The 21,207-nt window shown below is 65.6% G+C and carries 13 protein-coding genes; 4 read left to right on the forward strand and 9 right to left on the reverse strand.

Annotation, left to right across the window (positions count from 1 at the left end):
* The first annotated feature begins 68 nt into the window (after nucleotides 1–68).
* A complete protein-coding gene (locus tag AC54AF_RS15800; protein WP_496637302.1) occupies nucleotides 69–1,190 on the forward strand; it encodes a metallophosphoesterase in 1,122 nt (373 codons plus the stop codon).
* 3 nt (nucleotides 1,191–1,193) lie between these two features.
* Here AC54AF_RS15800 and AC54AF_RS15805 read toward each other — a convergent pair whose 3' ends face one another.
* Nucleotides 1,194–1,946: a DUF4303 domain-containing protein gene (locus tag AC54AF_RS15805; RefSeq protein WP_496637303.1), complete on the reverse strand. Its 753-nt coding sequence runs from the start codon at nucleotides 1,944–1,946 to the stop codon at nucleotides 1,194–1,196.
* 16 nt (nucleotides 1,947–1,962) lie between these two features.
* Nucleotides 1,963–2,886 carry a LysR family transcriptional regulator gene (locus tag AC54AF_RS15810; RefSeq protein WP_496637304.1) on the reverse strand — a complete coding sequence of 308 codons (924 nt, stop codon included), beginning with the start codon at nucleotides 2,884–2,886 and terminating at the stop codon, nucleotides 1,963–1,965.
* 123 nt (nucleotides 2,887–3,009) lie between these two features.
* Here AC54AF_RS15810 and AC54AF_RS15815 point away from each other — a divergent pair, with 123 nt between their 5' ends.
* Complete coding sequence (locus tag AC54AF_RS15815; RefSeq protein ID WP_496637305.1) at nucleotides 3,010–3,777, forward strand: SDR family oxidoreductase; 768 nt, start codon at nucleotides 3,010–3,012, stop codon at nucleotides 3,775–3,777.
* On the opposite strand, the gene AC54AF_RS15820 is transcribed toward AC54AF_RS15815, so the two are convergent.
* From AC54AF_RS15820 to hpaR, 7 genes are all read right to left on the reverse strand, one after another.
* Nucleotides 3,705–4,691, reverse strand: coding sequence for an NAD(P)/FAD-dependent oxidoreductase (locus tag AC54AF_RS15820; RefSeq protein ID WP_496637306.1), 987 nt, complete (start codon nucleotides 4,689–4,691; stop codon nucleotides 3,705–3,707). The genes AC54AF_RS15815 and AC54AF_RS15820 overlap by 73 nt on opposite strands.
* Nucleotides 4,678–5,130: an RrF2 family transcriptional regulator gene (locus AC54AF_RS15825; RefSeq protein ID WP_496637307.1), complete on the reverse strand. Its 453-nt coding sequence runs from the start codon at nucleotides 5,128–5,130 to the stop codon at nucleotides 4,678–4,680. Before AC54AF_RS15825 ends, AC54AF_RS15820 begins: the two co-directional genes overlap by 14 nt.
* Nucleotides 5,131–5,244: 114 nt before the next feature.
* A complete protein-coding gene (locus AC54AF_RS15830) occupies nucleotides 5,245–6,645 on the reverse strand; it encodes a c-type cytochrome (protein WP_496637308.1) in 1,401 nt (466 codons plus the stop codon).
* The gene (locus AC54AF_RS15835) at nucleotides 6,642–8,252 is read right to left on the reverse strand and encodes a GMC family oxidoreductase (RefSeq protein WP_496637309.1); all 1,611 of its coding nucleotides are present in this window, start codon (nucleotides 8,250–8,252) and stop codon (nucleotides 6,642–6,644) included. Before AC54AF_RS15835 ends, AC54AF_RS15830 begins: the two co-directional genes overlap by 4 nt.
* 9 nt (nucleotides 8,253–8,261) lie before the next feature.
* Nucleotides 8,262–8,786, reverse strand: a complete 525-nt coding sequence (locus tag AC54AF_RS15840) for a sugar dehydrogenase complex small subunit (RefSeq protein ID WP_496637310.1) — start codon at nucleotides 8,784–8,786, stop codon at nucleotides 8,262–8,264.
* 28 nt (nucleotides 8,787–8,814) lie between these two features.
* Nucleotides 8,815–9,981, reverse strand: a complete 1,167-nt coding sequence (locus tag AC54AF_RS15845; protein WP_496637311.1) for a porin — start codon at nucleotides 9,979–9,981, stop codon at nucleotides 8,815–8,817.
* A gap of 342 nt (nucleotides 9,982–10,323) precedes the next feature.
* Nucleotides 10,324–10,779: a homoprotocatechuate degradation operon regulator HpaR gene (gene hpaR, locus AC54AF_RS15850; protein WP_496637312.1), complete on the reverse strand. Its 456-nt coding sequence runs from the start codon at nucleotides 10,777–10,779 to the stop codon at nucleotides 10,324–10,326.
* A gap of 313 nt (nucleotides 10,780–11,092) precedes the next feature.
* Here hpaR and AC54AF_RS15855 point away from each other — a divergent pair, with 313 nt between their 5' ends.
* Together AC54AF_RS15855 and AC54AF_RS15860 are read left to right on the forward strand one after the other, a co-directional pair.
* Nucleotides 11,093–12,787, forward strand: coding sequence for a ShlB/FhaC/HecB family hemolysin secretion/activation protein (locus tag AC54AF_RS15855; RefSeq protein WP_496637313.1), 1,695 nt, complete (start codon nucleotides 11,093–11,095; stop codon nucleotides 12,785–12,787).
* Nucleotides 12,788–12,824: 37 nt separating this feature from the next.
* Nucleotides 12,825–21,207: YDG domain-containing protein (locus AC54AF_RS15860; protein ID WP_496637314.1), on the forward strand; the 8,383-nt coding region annotated here is incomplete at its 3' end.

Consider the following 21,207-nt stretch of genomic DNA (forward strand, 5'->3'; position numbering starts at 1 on the left):
GGGGGCCGGCTGCCTGTCGCCAGGGCGTCGGCTATAATCGGCGGCCGCCTCACCTCTGGAAGCATGACATGACCACCCGCACGCCGCTGCTGCGCATCACCATGATACTGGGCGCCCTGCACGCCCTCTTGGGCTGGCTGCTGCTGCCGTCGCTCCCCGTCGGCCTGGCCGGCTGGCTGCTGGGCGGCGCCGTCTTGCTGGCCTCGACCATGCTCATGCCGATGACCATCTTCGCGCGCGCCGTTACGGGCGATGCGCGCCTGGCCGACCGTCTGAGCTGGGCCGGTTCGCTATGCATGGGCTTTTTTTCCTCGCTGTTCGTGCTGACCGTGCTGCGCGAACTGCTGATGCTGATCCCCGCCGTCCGCCAGCATGCGCAGGCGTCCGCCGTGGCGGCCCTGGCCGTGGCGCTGCTGGCCACCGTCGTCGGCTTCATCAACGCCCGCCGCGTGGCGCGCGTGCGCGAAGTGACGGTGCCCATCTCCGGCCTGCCGGCCGCCTTGCAGGGCTATACCATCGTGCAACTGAGCGACATCCACGTGGGCGCCACCATCCAGCGCGCCTACGTGGAAGCCATCGTCGCGCGCGCCAACAGCCTGCAGGCAGACATCATCGCCATCACGGGCGACGTGGTCGATGGCACGGTGGCGCAACTGGGCAGCCACACGGCGCCGCTGGGCCAGTTGCGCGCGCGCCATGGCGTCTTCCTCGTGACGGGCAACCACGAATACTATTCGGGCGCCGCATCGTGGGTGGCGGAATTTCGCCGCCTGGGCTTGCGCGTGCTGATGAACGAACATGCGGTGCTCGAGCATGACGGCGCGCGCCTGGCGCTGGCCGGCGTCACCGATTTCAATGCGGCCGCCTTCGATCCGGCCCAGAAAAGCGACCCGCAAGCGGCCATCGCCGGCGCGCCGACCGGCATCCCCCGCGTCCTGCTGGCGCACCAGCCGCGCAGCGCGCCCGAGGCCGAAGCGGCCGGCTACGACCTGCAATTGTCGGGCCACACGCACGGGGGACAATTCTGGCCGTGGAATTTGTTCGTGCCGCTGCAGCAGCCGTACGTGGCGGGTCTGCACCGGCGCGGCCGCCTGTGGATTTATGTCAGCCGCGGCACCGGGTACTGGGGTCCGCCGAAACGCATCGGTGCGCCGGCGGAGATTACGAGGTTAAGGCTGGTGGCGGCGTAGAATTTAGTCGGCCCAACTGGCCATCCACGCCTCGAAACGCACCACCACGGCCGGCGGATTCAGGCGCGCCATCGCGCCTTGCACCGCTTCGCTGTCGCTGACCTCGAACAGCAGCACGCTCTCGTCGCGCTGCACGCCCGTGCCGAATACCCGTTCGGCGTCAAGCTGTGCCAGCGCCGCGATGCAGGCGTCGAACACACCGGCGCGGAAAGTGTCGAAATCGACGTCAAACGGCAGTTCGCGGTGCGCCTGCAGCAGCAAACGGTAGGCGCTGTCGAAGTACGCGCCCCCTTCGTCAAACGCCCATTCGGCCGGGTTCCACAGCATCTCTTCGCCGTATTCCGAAGCGGCCAGCGCTTCGCGGCTATTCGCCATGGGGCCGATGGTCATGGCGCTGTCGTCGCTTACCAGGGCGAAGGCGTCGATGCGCTGGCCGGGATGCGCACGCCGCACGCAGTCAAAAGCCAGGCGCGCGGCGTCCGCCACCAGGGTGTGCAGCAGCGCGAAATCAAAGACGGCCGGGTCGATGAGCATGGCGCGCGCCAGCGTGTAGCCGTCGGCGAGCGCTGCATGACAGTGGGCCAGGTACGCGGCGTGCGCCTGCGCCTCGCTGGCGTAGTCCTTGCGCGTTTCTTCGCCCCAGGTCATGGCCGCGCCGGCGGCCGTCCAGACGGTCGCGCCAAACACGCGCGCTTCCCGGAAGCAGGCCGGCTGATCGCCGTCAAAGGTGTAAAACAGGCTGTAATTACTAGGCATGGAAAATTTTCATTGGCTAATCGGGCCGCATCTGCGCGGCGAAATCGCGCTGGCGGAACTGCTCCAGCAAAAAATCGACGAACACGCGCGTCTTCGCGGGCAAGAGCTTCTTGCTGGCATAGTATACGGACAGGGGGCCGGAATCGGCATGCCAGCCGGGCAGCAGGCGGATCAGGGCGCCGCTGCGCAGGTGGTCGAGCGCGTGCGCCATAGGCAGCAGCGCCACGCCAACGCCCATGACGGCCGCCTGCGCCATCGCGTCCGGGTCGTCGAAGATGGCGCGCGGCCGGCATTCGGCCACGCCTTCGCCGCCCTGCCCGTCGCGCAGTGTCCAGCTGCGCAAGCGCCCGCTGCCGGCCGAACGGCGCGCCACGCCATCGAAGTGGGCCAGGTCTGACGGATGCACGGGCATGGCCTTGCCCTGCATGAAGGCGGGCGACGCCGTGGCGACGACGTGGACGTGCCCCAGTTCGCGCGCCACCACGCCCGGCGTCAGCTCGATGCCGCCGCCGATGGCGACATCGAACCCTTCGCCGATCAAGTCCACCTGCCGGTTGTCGAAATGGCAGTCCGGCACCACGCCCGGGTAGCGGGCGATGAAGTCGCCCAGCAGCGGCACCACGTAGCTGCGCCCGAACGACGGCGCCATGCTGATTTTCAGGATGCCGGCCGGCTGGCCGCCCTCTTCCGCCACGCCGGCGATCGCTTCGCGCAAGGTGGACAGGGCGCCTTTGACCTGCTGCAGAAAGCGCTCGCCCCCTTCCGTCAGGGTCAGGCGGCGCGTGCTGCGCTGGAACAGCCGCAGTCCGAGACTCGCTTCCAGCCGCGCCACATTCTTGCTGACGGCCGCCGGCGTCAGCCCCAGGCGGCGCGCAGCGGCCGAAAAGCTGCCCAGCTCGGCAGACAGCACAAACGATTGCAAGTGATTGAGGGCGTCCATGCGCCTATTCTACCCGCTCATTTGATAGTAATGGTTGAAAGTGATTGTAGCGATTCATGGCTAGCGCGCAGGCAATCGAAGGCAGATACTGAGCTTCTCGATTCCCCACACAGAAAGCACATCATGCAAACCCAAGCCACCACCAGTACTGCTTTGCCACTGCAAGACAAGATCGCATTTGTGACGGGCGGCTCGCGCGGCATCGGCGCCGCCATCGTGCGCCGCCTGGCCAGCCAGGGCGCCAGCGTCGTCTTCACGTATCAAAGCTCCGCCGCGGAAGCGCAGGCACTGGCCGCCAAGGTGGAAGCGGCCGGCGGCAAGGCCAAGAGCGTGCAAGCCGATGCGGCCGACGCCACCGCCCTGACGGCGGCCATCGACCAGGTGGCGGCGCAGTTTGGCCGTGTCGATATCCTCGTCAACAATGCGGGTGTATTCCTGCCCGGCGCCATCGATGATTTCTCGCTGGCAGACTTCGACAAGACCGTGGCCGTCAACGTGCGCGCCGTCTTTGTCGCCATCAAGGCGGCCGTGGCGCACATGCAGACGGGCGGGCGCATCATCAATATCGGCAGCACGAATGCGCACCGCATGCCGTTCGGCGGCGCGGCCGCCTACGCCATGAGCAAGTCGGCGCTGAGCGGCCTGACACAAGGCCTGTCGCGCGACTTGGGCCCGCGCGGCATCACCATCAACAACGTCGAACCGGGCCCCGTCGCCACGGACATGAACCCGCCGACGGGCGATTTCGCCGACCTGATGCACGGCCTGATGGCCCTGCCCCGCCACGGCACGGCCGATGAAATCGCCGGCATGGTGGCTTACCTGGCCAGCGAAGAAGCGGCGTTCGTCACGGGCGCCGGGCTGAAGATCGATGGCGGTTTCGCCGCCTGATCCAGCCCGAACATCAGCGAGCGGTGCGTTGCCACGCCCGCCATGGCACCATCGGCCACCGCGAACGCCACGCTGCCAGCCATGCGGCCCGCGTCGCCGCAACAGAAGACGCCTGGCACGCTGCTGGCCTTTTGCTCGTCGGTGCGCACGAACGGCCCCATGGCACCCTCTTCCAGCGCGCAGCCCAATTCGTCGGCCAGGGCACTGGCCAGGCGGGTGCGAGTCGCCACGAACAGCCCGGCCATGACGTGGCGGCTGCCGTCCGCCATGACCACATCGGCTACCCCGTCGATCTGCGCCACGGGCATACGCACCACTGTCACGCCGCGCGCGGCCAGTTGCGCCAGCTGCGCCGCATCGGGCTCGAATGCGCCATTCAGGAAAAAGGTGACCGTGCCCCAGTCGGGCAGCATCAGGGCGTGGTGCATGGACAGGGGCCCCGTGGCCAGCACGCCGATGGCGCCCTGCTCCAGCTCATAGCCATGGCAATACGGGCAGTGAAAGACGCTGCTGCCCCAGCGTTCGGCCAGGCCTTCGACGGGCGGTAGCTCGTCGATCACGCCGGTGGCCAGCACCAGGCGGCGGCCATGCACGACGCTGCCGTCCGCCAGGGTCACGTCGAAGCCGTCGCCATTGCTGCTGGCCGCCTGCAAGGCCGTCCCGTCCCGCCAGGTAACGGTGGCATACGCCAGCAGTTGCGCCTTGCCCTTGGCGGCGATGGCGGCTGTCCCGCTGCCATCACGGGTCAGAAAACCGTGGGAATGGCTGGCGTAGCGGTTGCGGCGCTGGCCGCCGTCGATCACCAGCACGCGGCGGCGGGCGCGCGCCAGTTGCGTGGCGGCGGACAGGCCAGCATAGCTGCCGCCGATGATGATGGCGTCAAACGTGGCGCTGTGCGGTTCAGGAATGTGCATGTGCTGCTCCTCGGTGTAAGGCGTACTGTTGGCTGAAACGTTCGGCCAGGTCGGCCAGGGTGACAGCACCAAAGCGCTGGATCAGCAGCGCCTCGGCTTCATCGAAAGCGCCGGCCAGCGCCTGGTTCACCACTTGCTCGACCAGGCAGCCCGGCTGGTCGACGCGGTTGCCCATGGCGAAGACGGTGGGCGAACCCACGGCCACGTAAATGTCTTGCAGGGTCACGCTGTGCAAGTCGCAGACGATGCGCCAGCCACCGCCATGGCCCTTGACCGACGCCACGTAGCCGCGTTCGCGCAAGCCGGCCATCACGCGCCGCACCAGCACGGGGTTGGTGTCCAGGTAGCCGGAAAGTTCCTCGGACGTCATCGGGCGTCCCGCGTGGGCCATGTGCAGCAGCACATGGAGGATCGATGATAGTTTGCTGTCGCGCCTCATGTAACTAATGATAGTACATATTCCTCGCACATGCAAACGAGTTGCAATCATGCGGCATGAAAAAGGGGCCGGACCCTTTCGAATCCGACCCCAGTATTTGCCATGGGATTACGCTTACACCGCCTTGCGCCGCCGTCCCCGCCACCACAACAGCAAGGCCAGCAACGCCAGCACGCCGACGATGATGCCCGCGCGGGCCAGGCCGATCAGGTTGGACGGCGCGCCGCCATTGCGCAAGGTCGTCACCTGTTCCGCCGTCACTGTCACATCGGGGTTGCCATACATCTTCTGCACGTAATTGCCGAGGGTGACGATCTGCTCATCCGACAGGGTCTGGCGGAAGGCCGGCATCAGGTGGCCTGCAGCATGACTACCGTTGCCATCCTGGCGCGCCACCCCATCGAGTATCGCCATCACCAGGTTGTTGCTGTTGCTGCGGCCCGTCACCGAGTTGTGGAACAGCGGCGGCAGGCTGCCGTCGAAACTACCCTCGCCCCTGGCCTGGTGGCAGCTGGCGCACTGCGCATCGTACAGCTGCGCACCCGACATCTTGTTCAAGTTTTGCGGCAGCGGCACGCCGCGTATGGCATTCAACTCGTCACCCGCCTGGCCCCATTGCGTCACCGGTTTCACGTCCGCCTTGTCGCGGATCGCGGGGACGCTCCTGACGTAGTGCGCGATGGCGTGCAGGTCCGCATCGCTCAGGTGCTTCAGGCTATGGTCGATGGCTTCGGCCATCGGGCCGGCCGCCTGCGCCTTGTTGGCCGCGCGGCCCGTGCGCAGGTAGGAGACCAGCTCCTGCTGGCTCCAGCCGCCCACGCCGCTGTTGACGTCCGACGTGATGTTCGGCGCATGCCAGGTACCCAGGTCGGCGCCGCCCAGCTCCTGCGACAGCTGCTCGGCCATCAGCGCATTGCGCGGGGTATGGCACGTGGTGCAGTGGGCCAGCCCTTGCGCCAGGTAGGCGCCGCGGTTCCACTCCATGCTCTTGGCCGCATCGGCCACGAACGGTCTTTTATCGAGGAACAGCCAGTTCCAGCCCGCCATCGACAGGCGGATATTGAACGGGAACGGCAAGTCCGTCTTGTGCGCCGGCGCCGTATCGACCGCCGCCACGCCGTGCATGAAGTAGGCGTACAGGGCGGCCGTGTCCTCGTCCGTCACCTTGGCGTAAGCCGTGTAGGGCATGGCCGGGTACAGGTTGGCGCCGTCGGCCCGCACGCCGTGGCGCACGGCGCTTGAAAACTGCGCCAGCGTGTAGTTGCCGATGCCATGCGTGGTCGATGGCGTGATGTTGGTGGCATAGACGGCGCCCAATGGCGTCGCCAGAGCCAGGCCGCCCGCCATCGGTTTGCCGCCAGGCACGCTGTGGCAGGCGATGCAGTCGCCGGCCGTGGCCAGGTAGCGGCCACGTTCGATCGCCGCCGCATCGGGCGCGGCCTTGTCAGCCGCCAGCACGGGCAAGGCCAGGGACAGCAGCGCAGCGCCCGCCGCCATTCGGAAAGCCGCCATCATGCCGTTCCTCCCTGTTGTTCGTCGAGGATATGCTTGACGGTGCGCAGGGCCACGGCCAGGCCGTTTTCCGTCGAATTGCAGGTGCCGGACGTGGGCAGCACGCCGGTGCTGCACAGGAACAGGTTGGCGTGGTCGAAGGTGCGGCCCCACTGGTCGCACACGGCCTTGGCCGGGTCGGAACCCATCGACAGGGTGCCGCAGATGTGCTGGTTGTTGGCGAACACGCCCTCCTTGCTGTGGCGCAGATTGGTGCCGCCCATCAGTTTGGCGATCTGTTCGAAATCCTGCTTCGAACGCTCGTGGCCGCGCTTCGTGTACTCGTCGATCGCATAATGCGCCTGCGGCTTGGGGATGCCCATGGCGTCCTTTTCGCTGCTGAGAGCGATGCGGTTTTCCGGGTTCGGCAGCACTTCCAGCACGTTCTTCAGGCTCATTTCGCGGGCCGAGCGGAAACGCAGCTGCTGTTCGAACGCTTCACCAAACACCCCCTTGCCGATCAATTCCCTGGTGGCGCCATCCACGCGCGAGATGTTCGTGAAATCCAGGCGGTATGGCGAATGCTGGCTGCGGAAATCGCCATCGCGCATGGTGTTGATGGAATTGGGGCTTTGCGGGCCGCGGCCCAGCCACAGGTCTTCATCGGCGTCGAAGGTGATCGAGGTGCTCGGATGGTCCATCAGGTTGCGGCCCACCATGTCGCTGCTGTTGGCCAGGCCGTTCGGGTACTTGTCCGAGGCGGAAACGAGCAGCAATCGGGGGCTTTCGATGCCGTTGGCGGCCAGGATGAAGGTCTTGGCCGTGACCCGGTGGCTTTTTTTATCCACATCGTAGTACAGGGCGGCCGTGATGCGGCCCTGCGCGTCGTGTTCCAGCTTGTAGACGTTGGCATTGCAGACGATCTTCACGCCCGCTGCTTCCGCCTGCTGCGCGGCGATGCCGCCGTGGTATTGCGCGTCGATGGGGCAGATCGGCTGGCAGCTGTTGTTGCCGCAGCAGGCCGGACGCCCGTCATAGCCGACGCTGTTGCGCGCCACCGTGTTGCCCACCACCTTGAACGACGGGTCGAGGCGCTCGCGGATGCGGCGCATGGCGTACGGCTCCGTCACGGGGTCCATCGGGAATGCCTGCTTGCGCGGCGAACCCGTGTTGTCCGCGCCGGACACGCCCATGATATCTTCCGCTTCCTGGTAGAACGGCTCCAGGTCTGCATAGCTGATGGGCCAGTCGACACCCACGCCATACAAGGAATGGATGCGGAAATCGTTCGGCACGTTGCGCCACGCCTGCGCGGCCCAGTGCCACGAAGTGCCGCCGAACTGACGGATGTATTCGGCCGGGTACGGATACGGGCCGGCCTGCACCAGGTAGCCGTTATCTTTCGGCTGGTAGATCGGGTGCGGCGCCGTGTCCACGGACGGATACGGCGACATCCAGTCGCTGCGGCGCGTCGTGTTGCGGAAGCGGGCGACGATTTCGCCGCGCGACACGCGCGGACCCGCTTCCAGGATCAGCACCGAGGCGCCCGCCAGCGCGAGTTTGCGCGCGGCCAGCGAGCCGATGATGCCGGAGCCGATGACGAGGTAATCGGCGGAGAGTGCTTCAGCCATGATGGCTCCTTAAATTGGTTTTCTGGCCCAGCTGCCGTAGGCGCCGTAGGAATACGTGGGAGGCTTGAGCACATCGGCCACGACGGCTGCGTTGAGCGCCTGCTCGTAGGCGACGCAGACGGCCGCCTCGCCCGTGCCGACGATACCCAGGTACCAGGCGCTGGCAATCTGGCGCGGCAAGGCCGCCAGCGGCGCCTGGGCCGGAGCTAGCCCGTCGAGCGCTTCCTGCAGGCCGGCCGCCTGCAGGCCCTGCGCATTGATCAGGGCCAGCAGCGCGCGCACCTTCGTGGGGAAGGCCGCGTCCTGCGCCACCAGCGCGTGGTACAGGCGTTTGGCCAGCACGGGGTCGAGCACTTGCCGCCCCACCAGCATGGCCGACACGCCCAAAAAGGCGCCCTGCTCCGCACTGGCGACCGGTTCGGCCAGCGCCCAGGGGATCAGCGCCGCGGCCGAAGCCGACAGCAGGCCGGCCAGCACCATGCGGCGGCCGGGATTCAGAGGACCGCAGCCCTCCTTGTGATGTGTAGCGTCCAATTGAAGCTCCCGTGAGTTCAGCAACCGTTCAGAAAGAATGCTTGAGACCGACCATCACCACCGTCTGGCCGCCGTTCGACGACGGCGTGCCGTTTTGCGCATCGCCGACCGAGGCGACGGCGTCGACGATGGCTCCGCCCTGGCCCAGGGTCTGGCCACGCGCCAGCTGGCGCGCTTCGATCAGGTAGATCGCCGTGCGCTTCGACAGCGCGTAATGCTGTTCGAACGACAGCTGGCGGTAGCGCGCGCGGTCCGACACGCCGTTGGCGTGGCTGGCGAAGGTGTCGCTGTAGCCGGCTGACAGGAACCACTGCGGCGTCAGCTGGTAGCTCGAGATCAGGCCGGCCGTGTTGAAGATGGCCGTGTCGCGGAAGGCCGAGCGGCTGCCGGCCTGGTATTGCACGTTGCTGGCATTGGCGCCCACCATCCACTTGCCCATGGTGTAGCGTGCGCTGGCGGCGATGAATTCGATACTTTCCGCCGAGGCGTAACCCTGGTTGATGGCGGAGATGCCGAAGCTGCCCGAGGCGTTGTCGCTCCAGCCGGCGCCATGCTGTCCATTTTTCAGTTTCAGGTAGCCGAGCGCGAATTCGGCCGGCGAGGTGCTGTACTTGACGGCGGCGCTGAAGCTGCTGCCCGCGGCATTGCCGTCGGCCGCTTCGCCGAAGCCGTATTGCGCGCTCGCCTGCAGGCCGCGCCATGCGGGCATGCTGTAGGTGACGGAATTGCTGATGCGCACGGTCGTATCGAGTCCGTCGATATCGCCAGGATGGGCGCCGGTCGCGCCCGTCAAGACGTTGCTCGACGCCAAGGAACCCACCAGCAGATAGTACGGCGTGTACTGGCGCCCGGCCGTCAGAGTGCCGTAGGCTGTCGATTGCAGGCCCACGTAAGCCTGGCGGTTGAACAGGGAGCTGGCCGAACTTTGTGCACCCGTATCGCTTTCAAAACCGTTTTCCAGCAAGAACAGCGCTTTCAGATCGCCGCCCAGGTCTTCCACGCCCTGGAAACCGATCTTGCTGGCGGACAAGCTTCCGCTGCGCATGTAGGTATTCGATTTGCCGCCCTGATTGCTCGCGTAGGCGGTGGCCGCGTCGACTACGCCATAGATGGTGACATTGCTTTGGGCGCAAACGTTTGCGCCGATGAGCGTGGAGACGGCCAGCGCCGCAGCGCGCATGCATGGTGTGTTCATTTTCTTCCTGACTTTCCTGTTTTGTTGTGCGCCCGACAAGCATTGCCGCCGTGACGGCGACATACCGGCGTGGCGCCGCGTTGCCGCCCCATCCGATGAGCGGGGCGTCCGCTTTTCTTCTTGATCTGGATCAAGTGACACAAATTATACGCTTATTTACTCACATGTAAGTGATTGACTGTAAGGCGTAGTCTTATAGCAAAACCGGCAGACGCGCAGTCGCACGCCCGGCAAGCGGCTGCAATGCGCGGAACGGGCATGGGGAAAGCAGCGGCGGCGCGTGTTGAAAAACACGCGCCAGATCAATGCTCAGGCAGGGAAAATGGGGGGATGGAGCGGAGCTCAGCGCAGGATGGCGGGCGCCACCGGCAGGGTTTCGAGGGCAAGGAAGGCTTCCAGCGCGCGGCGCATGTCTTCGAATACCTGCTTGCCGTAGGCCGCTTCCAGGTGGGCATACTGCAGGTCGATCAACTTGCCCATTTGCATTAGCAGGCTGGCGCCCGCTTCCGACAGGTGCACCTTGCGGCGGCGCTGGTCGCCTTCGAACTTGCTGCGCCCGATCAAGCCGATTTCTTCCATGCGCGCCAGGATGCCGCTCATGCTGGGACTGGAAATCTGGCATATCTTGCACAGCTCGCGCGGTTCCAGGGTCGGGCTTTCGTTGAGCGCACGCATGATGCGCCACTGCTGCTCCGTCACGCCGAAGTGATTGAGGATGGGGCGGAAATGCTGGAGCAGGCTGTCGCGGGCCTTGAGCAGCAACTGCGGCATATTGGGGTAGCGGATCGGCAAGTGCAAATGGAACTCCATGAGGATAGATGAATGCCCGTCGATTATACGGTGCGCCGCCCCCCATGCGATAGCAAACCGATATTTCCGGCCAGTTGCAATACTGCAAAAAAAGAAAACTTATATTTATTTTATCATTATATATAATACATTTACCTTATTTTTTATATTTATAATATTAATTTTAATGCAATTTAATGTTGCTCTAGAGCACATTATTTGATTCAATAAATAGTAATTTAAATCACCTCGCATTAAAATTATTTTATCTGGAGAAATAAACCTCCGCCCCGCAAAGGGCTGCATCCTGACTGTGAAAAACATGCCCACACATAAACCGCTATTCATCAGTTTATTGCTTGCGTCAATTAACCTGGCCTACGCACAAAATACGCCCGACGCCGGCTCCTTGTTACAGCAACTGGAAAGGGGCCGCGCCCCTGTCCTGCCGAAAAAGTCACCACAGGAACTGATGCCGGCGCCGCCACCGATGCAGGATGTGCAGGGACTGTCCGTCACCGTCAGGCAGTTCCGTTTCCAGGGCAATACCTTGCTGAGCGAAGCCGTGCTGGCCCAGGCGGTGGCGCCCTACCTGGATCGGCCACTATCGTTCCAGGACCTGCAAAACGCGGCGCTGGCCGTGGCGGCCGCCTATCGCCAGGCCGGCTGGATCGTGCGCGCCTACCTGCCGCGCCAGGAAATCGATGGCGGCACCGTCACCATCCAGATCGTGGAAGCCGTGTTTGGCGGCGTGCGCGTCGGCCCGGGCGACCAGGCCACCACCCGCATGCCGCTGGCGCGCATCACGCCGTATGTCACCGGCGCCCAGGCTGTCGGCGCACCACTCAACGCCAATGCGCTCGACCGCGCCTTGCTGATCATTGACGACTTGCCGGGCATCAGCGCCAGCGGCAATCTGGCCGCCGGCCAGCAGGAAAGCGAAACCGAGCTGGTGGTCAAGCTGGAAGACGAAGCGTGGCTGACAGGCGACGCCGCCGTCGACAACACGGGCAACCGCTCCACCGGCACCACCCGCGCCAGCCTCAACCTGGCCCTCAACAGCCCCTTGCGGATCGGCGACCAGTTGATCACCAACCTGATCCATACCGAAGGCAGCGACTATGCGCGCCTGGCTTACAGCCTGCCGCTGGGCAGCGCTGGCTGGCGTGCGGGCGTGAGCGGCTCGCATCTGTCGTACCGTCTGACGGCCGATGAATTTGCCGCCTTGCACGCCAAGGGCAGCTCGAACACGGTGGGCGTCGACGCCAGCTACCCGCTGCTGCGCTCGCGCCTGCGCAATCTGTATCTGCAACTCAATTATGACGACAAGCGTTTCGACAACGAGGCAAACGGCGCCACCAGCAGCAATTACACGATCCGCGGCTTCTCGGCCGGCCTGTCGGGCAATCTGTTCGACAACCTGGGAGGCGGCGGCGCGAATGCGGCCAATCTCAGCCTGATGCACGGCAAGCTGGACCTGGACGGTTCGCCCAACCAGCTGGCGGACGCCGCCACGACGCGCGCGGCCGGCAACTTCACCAAGCTGCGTTACTACCTGAGCCGCCAGCAGTCGCTGACGGACAGCTGGTCGCTGTATGGCGCCCTGTCCGGCCAGCAAGCGAGCAAGAATCTCGATTCCTCTGAAAAGTTTTACCTTGGCGGCAACTACGGCGTGCGCGCCTATCCTGCCAGCGAAGCGGGCGGCAGCGACGGCCAATTGCTCAACCTGGAACTGCGCTGGCGCCTGCCGGCCGGCTTCGGCCTGACCGGCTTCTATGACTGGGGCCACGTGAAAGTCAACCACGACAACGCCATCAATGGCGCGGCCATCGTCAACAGCTATCAGCTGAAAGGCGCGGGCCTGGCCGTGAACTGGGTCAGCGACTTCCGCCTGAACCTGCGGGCCGCGTGGGCACGCCGCATCGGCGCCAATGCGAATGCGAACATCAACGGCAGCGACCAGGACGGCACGCTGCGCAAGAGCCGCTTCTGGCTGCAAGCTTCGCTGCCTTTCTGACCCTGTCGCCCTATTACAATAATTAGAGAGAATCCACATGAACGGACACGCCACCATCAACCGCTTCTATCGCCTGATCTGGAGTGAAAAACAGGGCGCCTGGGTTGCCGTCGCCGAAAATGTGCGCGGACGCGGCAAGAGCAGCGGGCGCGGCGCCTTCATGGCCGCGCTGTTTGCGGGGCTGGGCCTGGCGCCCTTCGCCTGGGCAGGGCCGCCGGGCGCCAGCCAATTGCCGACCGGCGGCCAGGTGGTGGGTGGCGCGGCGACGATCACCCAGGGCGGCAGCCAGATGACGATCAGCCAGGCCACCCAGCGCGGCGCGATCGACTGGCAGACCTTCAATGTGGGGTCGCAGGCACAGGTCAGTTTCCAGCAGCCGAACAGTGGCTCGGTGACCCTGAACCGGGTGCAGGACAGCCAGGCCAGCCAGATCTTCGGCCGCATCACGGCCAATGGCCAGGTGTTCCTGAGCAACCCGAATGGCGTGTATTTCAGTCCCACCTCGTCCGTCAACGTGGGCGGCCTGGTGGCCACCACGCATAGCATCGCCACGGCCGACTTCATGGCCGGCAGCAATGCCTTCGCGCGCAATGGCGCCACCGGCAGCGTCGTCAACGATGGCAGCCTGAATGCCGCCCTGGGCGGCTATATCGCCCTGCTGGCACCCCAGGTGCGCAACAACGGCATCGTGATCGCCCAGGCGGGCACGGTGGCGATGGCCGCCGGCGAGCAGATTTCCCTGCAGTTTAGCGACAGCCGCACCCTGGCCGGCGTGCTGGTGTCGCCCTCGGCGATTGCCGCGCTGGTGGAGAACGGCTCGGCGGTGCAGGCGCCGGGCGGCATGATCATCATGTCGGCCCAGGCCGCCAATGAATTGCAGGGCGGCGTGGTGCGCAATACGGGCAGCGTGGCGGCGACGGGCTTGTCCTCGCGCGGCGGCAAGGTCGTGCTCGACAGTTCGGGCCTGGTCGACAACAGCGGCAGCCTCGATGCCTCGGGCGCAGGCGGCAAGGTGGCCATCACCGGCGACCGCATGGCCAGCAGCGGCAGCGTGCGCGCCGATGGCGGCGGCGCCATCGTCAGCACGCTGGCCCATGGCCTGGTGGAAACCACCAGCGCCGTGATCTCGGCCCAGGGCGGCGGCAGCATCAGCATCGATGGCGGCGCCGGCAAGGTGTATACCTCGGGCAGCTACAGCGCCGACGGCGAGCAAGGCGGCAAGGTCGTCATCACGGCCCATGACGTGTCGCTGATGGGCGCGAAAGTCAGCGCCACCGGCGCCAGCAAGGGTGGCACCATCCTCGTCGGCGGCGACTACCAGGGCGGCAATGCCGCGGTGCGCAACGCCGCCAAAACCACCGTGGGCAGCGGCGTCACGCTGAACGCCGACGCCACCGGCAAGGGCGACGGCGGCAAGGTGGTGGTCTGGTCCGATGAAAAAACCGTGTTCGCCGGCGCGGTCAGCGCGCGCGGCGGCGCGGCCGGTGGCGACGGCGGCGTGCTGGAAGTCTCGGGCAAGGAAACCCTGTATTTCGGCGGCACCGCCGATGCGCATGCGCCCAAGGGCAAGTCGGGCACCCTGCTGCTGGACCCGAAGGATATTTTTATCGACAGCGACTTGTCGGGCCAACTGGAACTGGTCGATCCGCATCCGACCACCGGTGGCAGCTTCGGCAAGAACACCACGGCCTTGAGCACCACCTCGGGCGGCACCGTCACGCGCACCGGCTACATCGTCGTCACCAATCCCGACGACAACCTCGGCGCGACCGACTCGGGCGCCGCCTACCTGTTCCGCCAGAGCGACCAGGCGCTGATCTCGACCCTGTATGGCACGCATGCGGGCGACAAGGTCGGCAGCAATGGCGTGACGTCCCTGACCAACGGCAATTACGTCGTTTCCAGTAATCTGTGGAACAATGGCATGGGCGCTGTCACCTGGGGTAACGGCACTACCGGCTGGGGCGCGGGCGCATTGGCGGTCTCATCGAGCAACAGCCTGGTCGGCAGCAACGGCACCCACCAAAGCACCATGAACCAGCCAACCTCCGACAATGTCGGCGGCGCCGCGATCACGGTGCTGAACAATGGCAACTACCTGGTCGGCACGGCCAGCTGGAACAACAACCGCGGTGCGCTCACCTTCGGCGATGGCAGCACCGGCGTCTCCGGCATTGTCAGTTCTGCCAACAGCCTGGTCGGCAGCACGGCGATGACGATCGTCCCGGCCGACGGCTACAAGCAATACAAATATGGCGACCAGGTCGGTTCCAGCGTGACGGTGCTCGCCAATGGCAACTACGTCCTGGCCAATGCGAACTGGAACAAGGGCGTGGGCGCCGTCACGCTGGGTTCCGGCACGACCGGCATCAAGGGCGTGGTCGGTTCCTCCAACAGCCTGATCGGCGACTCCACCCGCTTTGACTCCACCGGCAGCGGCACCGGCACCGACAAGGTTGGCAAATACCTGACGGTGCTGACCGGTTCGCAATTCGTGGTCTACGGCTCGGACTGGAAAAATTCGTCAGGCGCAGTCACCTGGTTCGACGGCAGCACGCCCGTCACCGGCCTGGTATCGGCCAGCAACAGCCTGGTCGGCAATGCCGGCGACAGCCTGGCCAGCGGCGGCCTGACCCTGCTGCCATCGAACAATGCGTTCGTGATCAGCAGCTCCAACTGGAATGGCGGGCGCGGCGCGGCCACCTGGGTGCCTTTCGGCACCGACGTGAAAACCATCGACGTGGCCAGCAATGGCGTGGTGGGCGCCAACGCCGGCGACAGCGTCGGCAGCAAAGCCATCACCATGCTGGCCAATAATGACTATGTGGTGATCAGTCCGAACTGGAGCAGCGGCAAGGGAGCCGCCACGCTGGTCGATGGCAGCACCGGCAAGGCCAAGGCCGACCAGGGGGGCGGCGTCACGTCCGCCAACAGCCTGGTCGGCACGCAAGCCAACGACCTGGTCGGTTCCAGCGGCATCATGGAACTGAAAGGCAATGGCAACTATCTGGTGCTGAGCCCCTATTGGGCCAATGGCGGCAATGCCAAGGCCGGCGCCGTCTCCTGGTCGAGCGGCAGCACGCCGAGCGTCGGCGCGGTGGGCACCAGCAACAGCCTGGTCGGCACCTATGCCAACGACCGCATCGGCAGCTATCAGTATAATTACTATCAATACAATAACACCAATGCTTTCCTGAATGAATCGAGCAGCGTCACGGCGCTGGCCAACGGCAACTACGTCGTCAGCAGCCCGATGTTCAACGGCACGCGCGGCGCCGTCACCTGGAGCAACGGCGCCACCGGCGCCACGGTCGACGCCACCCAAACCATCAGCGCGACCAATAGCGTGGTGGGCAACAATACCGGGGACTTCATCGGCGGCTTCGTGGCCCCGAACGACGTCATCACCAATGTCGGCACCGGCGCCACCACGCACTACGATGCGATCTCGAACGGCGTCACGGCCCTGTCCAACGGCAACTACATCACGGTCAGCACTTACTGGCGCAATGGCGCCGCCCTGCGCGCCGGCGCGCTCACATGGAGCGACGGCGCCGGCGCGCCGACGGTGGGCCTGGTTTCCGCCAGCAACAGCCTGGTCGGCAGCGTGCAGGACGATATGGTGGGCCTGGCCAGGGACAATGCCTATGGCATCAAGCTGCTCGAGAACGGTTACGACAGCGTGAGCAATCCCACGTATTCGGGCAATTATGTCGTCACCAGCGTGAAGTGGAACAATGGCGGCATCGCCGACGCCGGCGCGGTCACCTGGGGCAGCGGCACGGCCGCGCTGACCGGCACCATCTCGGACAGCAACAGCGTGCTGGGCCTGAAAACCGATGACGTGAAAAACTGGGGCGTGACCCCGCTGGCCACCACCGGCAACTACCTGATCCAGAACCAGTACTGGGACAATGGCGCCGCCATTGCCGCCGGCGCCTTGACCTGGGTCGACGGCAGCACGGGACGCCTGTCCGACTATGCGGCGCAAGGCAACCGCAATCTCGTCTCCGGCGCCAACAGCCTGGTCGGCAGCCACACCGGCGACAACGTCGGTGGCACCGTCGACTACCTGTACAACTACGACAGCGTCAACGGCAGGCAACGGTTTACCGGCAACTACGTCGCGGTCACGTACAACTGGACCAATGACACCAAGCAATACGCCGGCGCTGTGACATGGGGCAGCGGCGCCACCGGCGTCAAGGGCGACATCAGCCGCGCCAACAGCCAGGTGGGCGAAAAGGAAAACGACTACCTGGGCAGTTATTACGTTGCGCTAGCGAATGGCAATTACCTGCTGGCCAACCCGACTCTCGATGTCAACGGCGTGGTCAACGCCGGCGCCGTCAGCTGGGTCGATGGAACCACCGGCCGCCTGAACGACTATGCAGCGCAAGGCAACCAGAACATCATGTCTGCCGCCAATGCGCTGGTCGGCAGCCACACCAACGACTACGTCGGCACCGTGCTGGCGCCGGCCAATTACTATGCGCTCAACAGCGCCGACTACGCCAACAACGGCTACTTCATCATTTCGCCGGACTGGAATTGCGGCGGCGGCGCGGTCAATTACATCACCGACGCCAGCGTGCCCCTGAGCGGCGTGGTCGGCAGCGGCAACGCGGCCGTCGGCAACCCGAACGGCCGTTTCTGGGGCGGCCTGGGCTATAGTCCGAATATCTCGCTCGCGTCCGGCGGCGCCGCGACGGTGACCTTCACCGGCGACAATGGCCATGTGGTGCTGCTCACGCCCACCATGCCCACGCCGGGCGCCATGACGCTGCCGGGCGCCACCCAGTACGGCGATGCACAGGGTGCAACCCAGGCCATGACCCCCGACCATATCGCCGGCGTGCTGAAGACGGGCACCAGCGTGACCTTGCAGGCGAATAACGACATCTTCGTGAAGAACGGCATCGACGCCACTGGCGGCGTGGCCGGCGGCGCGCTCACCATGCAGGCCGGGCGCAGCATCACGGTGCTGGGCGACATCATCACGGGCAACCGCGATTTGAACCTGACCGCCAACGACAGTCTGGCCAACGGCGTCAACGACGCCTACCGCGACGCCGGCATCGCCACCCTCAGCATGGGCATCGACAAGCAGGGCGTGGCGGCGAAAATCGACGCCGGCACCGGCAACGTGTCGCTGCTGATGGCGGACGGCAGCGACAAGACCAACCATATGGCCGGCTCCATCAGCGTCAACAGCATCACCGGCGCCACCATCAAGCTGCTCAACCAGGGCAACGGCGCCGGTACCCTGGCCGACCTGCCGAACCTGGCCGCCAACTGCTGCGGCTTCGACCTCGGTTATCGCGGCATCGGCGCCGACGTCACGCTGAACGCGGGCGCGATCCTGAACGCCAGCGGCGCCGGCACGGCCGTGACCCTGGCCGCCAAGGGCAATTTCAACAACAATTCCGGCAATGGCGCCGGCAGCATCGCCATGAGCGGAACCGCGGCGCGCTGGCTGGTGTACGCCAATGCGCCGGGCGGAAGCACGTATGGTGGCCTGGATAGCCAGAATACGGCCATCTGGAACGCCAGCTACAACGGCAGCGATCCGGTACAGAGCGGCAACCGCTATCTGTTCGCCTACCAGCCCACCATCACCGTCGGCACGCAAAACGTCAGCAAGACGTATGGAGAAGAGCTGAGTACCGGCACCACGCTGGCCGACCGCGTGGTCAGCCTGGCCGGCGCGCAAGCGGCGGTGGCCGGCGCCTATCTGGGCGACACGGTGGCCACCGCGCTGTCGGGCTCCATCACCGCAACGTCCGCTGGCGCGGCGGCCAATGCCGGCGTCGCGGGCGGCCCGTACGCCATCACGGTCGACCTGTCGGGCGCGACCGGCAACAACGGCTATGCGGTGGCGCTGGGCAGCAACACGCCGCGCACCATCACGGTGGCGGCCAAGGCCCTGACGGCCAGCCTGACTGGCGTGAGCAAGGTGTATGACGCCAGCAATGCCGTCACTTTGGCAAGCGGCAACTATGTATTGAGCGGCCTGGTCGGCTCGGAATCGTTCAGCATCACCAAGACCAGCGGCCTGTTCAACGCGAGCGACATCAGCGCCAGCAGCGTCAGCGCAACCCTGGCCGCCGGCGACTTCAGCGCCGGCGCGGCTACCTTTGCCAGCAACTATATCTTGCCGGTATCGGCCTCCGGCACCGGCAGCATCACGCCCAAGGCGCTGACCGCCACCCTCACCGGTGTCAGCAAGGCCTACGACGGTGATACGGCGGCCGTGCTGAACGGCACCAATTATCAGCTGCTGGGTCTGGTCGGCGGCCAGTCGGCCAGCGTCAGCCAGACGGCAGGCCTGTACAACTCGGCCGATGTGCTGGGCGCGAACAGCGTCAGCGCCAGCTTGTCCGGCGCCGATTTCGCGGCAGGCAGCGGCACCTCGCTGGCCAACTATATCCTGCCAACGATGGCCACCGGCAGCGCCAGCATCACGCCGAAAGCCCTGAGCGCCAGCCTGACGGGAACGATCGGCAAGACCTATGACGGCGGCAGCGGCGCCTTGCTCGGTGCTGGCAATTTCAGCCTGTCGGGCTTTGTCGGCGCGCAGTCGGCCAGCGTCACGCAAACGGCCGGCGTCTACAACAGCGTCAATGTCGCCACCGCCAACAGCGTGACGGCCAGCCTGTCGGCCGGCGATTTCGCCGCCGGTTCGGGCACCACGCTGTCGAACTACAGCCTGCCGCTATCGGCCAGCGGCGGCGCCAGCATTGCCGCCAAGTCGCTCAGTGCCAGCCTGACCGGCGCGCTGGGCCGCAGCTACGATGGCACGGCCAGCGCCAGCCTGACGGGCGGCAATGTTGTACTGGACGGCGTGGCAGCGGGTGAAACCATCCATGTCGGCACGCTCAATGGCAGCTACGACAGCCGCAACGCGGGCACGCGCACGGTCAGCGCCACCCTGGCCGGAAACGACTTCACGGCCGGCTCCGGCACACTGCTGGGCAACTACGTGCTGCCGACCAGCGCTGCGGGAACCGCCGTCATCGCGCCGAAAGCCATCACGTTGAATGCGCCCGCGATCAGCAAGGTGTATGACGGCACCCTGGCCTATACCGCCAGCGCCGGCGATTTGACCTCGCTGTCGGGTGCGCTGGTGGGCGGTGACACCGTCACCGGCGCCAGCTTCAGCTATGCCGACAAGAACGCCGGCAACGGCAACAAGGCGGCCAACCTGAACCAGGTCGCTTTGAACGATGGCAATGGCGGCGCCAACTACAGCGTCACCCTGGCCGGCAACAGCGCCAGCAGCATCACGCCACGCGTGCTGAACGCCAGCGCCACCGGCGTCGACCGCGTGTACGACACCTCGACCAATGCCGGCGTCACCTTGCAGGACGACCGTATCGCCGGAGACGTGCTGACCTTGTCGAACACCTCGGCCACGTTCGCCGACAAAAACGCGGGCAGCAACAAGGTCGTCACCGTCAACGGCATCGCCGCCGGCGGCGCGGATGCGGGCAATTACAGCCTTGCCTCCACCAAGGCCACGACGACGGCCAGCATCACGCCGGCCACCCTGCAGGTGACGGGCGTGTCGGCGCAAGACCGCAGCTACGACACCTCGCGCAATGCCGGCTTGACCGGCACGGCCGTGGTCACTGCCCTGGGCAACGACATCGTCAATGTCACCGGCACCGGCACCGGCCAGTTCGCCGACAAACATGCCGGAACAGGCAAGGCGATCACGGTTTCCGGCTATGCCTCCAGCGACAGCAACTATGTGCTGCTGCAGCCGACCGGCTTGAGCGCCACCGTCACACCGGCCGTGCTGGCCTTGTCCGGACTGGACCTGGGCATCAGCAAGACCTATGACGGCAGCACCAGCGTCAATGTCACCGGTGCGCCAACGGTCAGCGGCTTCGGCAAGGAAACCGTGACCGTGATCGGCGCGGGCACCGGCCAGTTCGCCGATAAGAACGCGGGCAATGGCAAGGCAATCAGCGTCTCCGGCTTCACCTCCAGCGACAGCAACTACGCCATCGGCCAGCAAGCCGGCCTGACGGGCAGCATTACGCCGGCCCAGCTGACGCTCGGCCCCGTCACCGCGACCACGCGCAGCTATGACGGCAGCAGCGCCGCGCAAATCGACGCCGCCAGCTATGCCCTCACGGGCCTGGTCAGCGGCGAGTCGGTCCTTGTCAACAAGACGGCGGGCAGTTTCGACAGCCGCAATGCGGGCAACCGTACTGTCAGCCTCGGCCTGACCGGCGCCGACTATACGGCTGGCTCCAATACGGCCCTGTCGAACTACTTGCTGCCAACCCTGGCCACGGGCAGCGGCGTGATCACGCCAAAAGCCATCACATTGAATGCGCCTGCCATCAGCAAGGTATATGACGGCACCCTGGCCTATACCGCCAGCGCCGGCGATTTGACCTCGCTGTCGG

Source organism: Janthinobacterium sp. JF4, assembly GCF_059617925.1.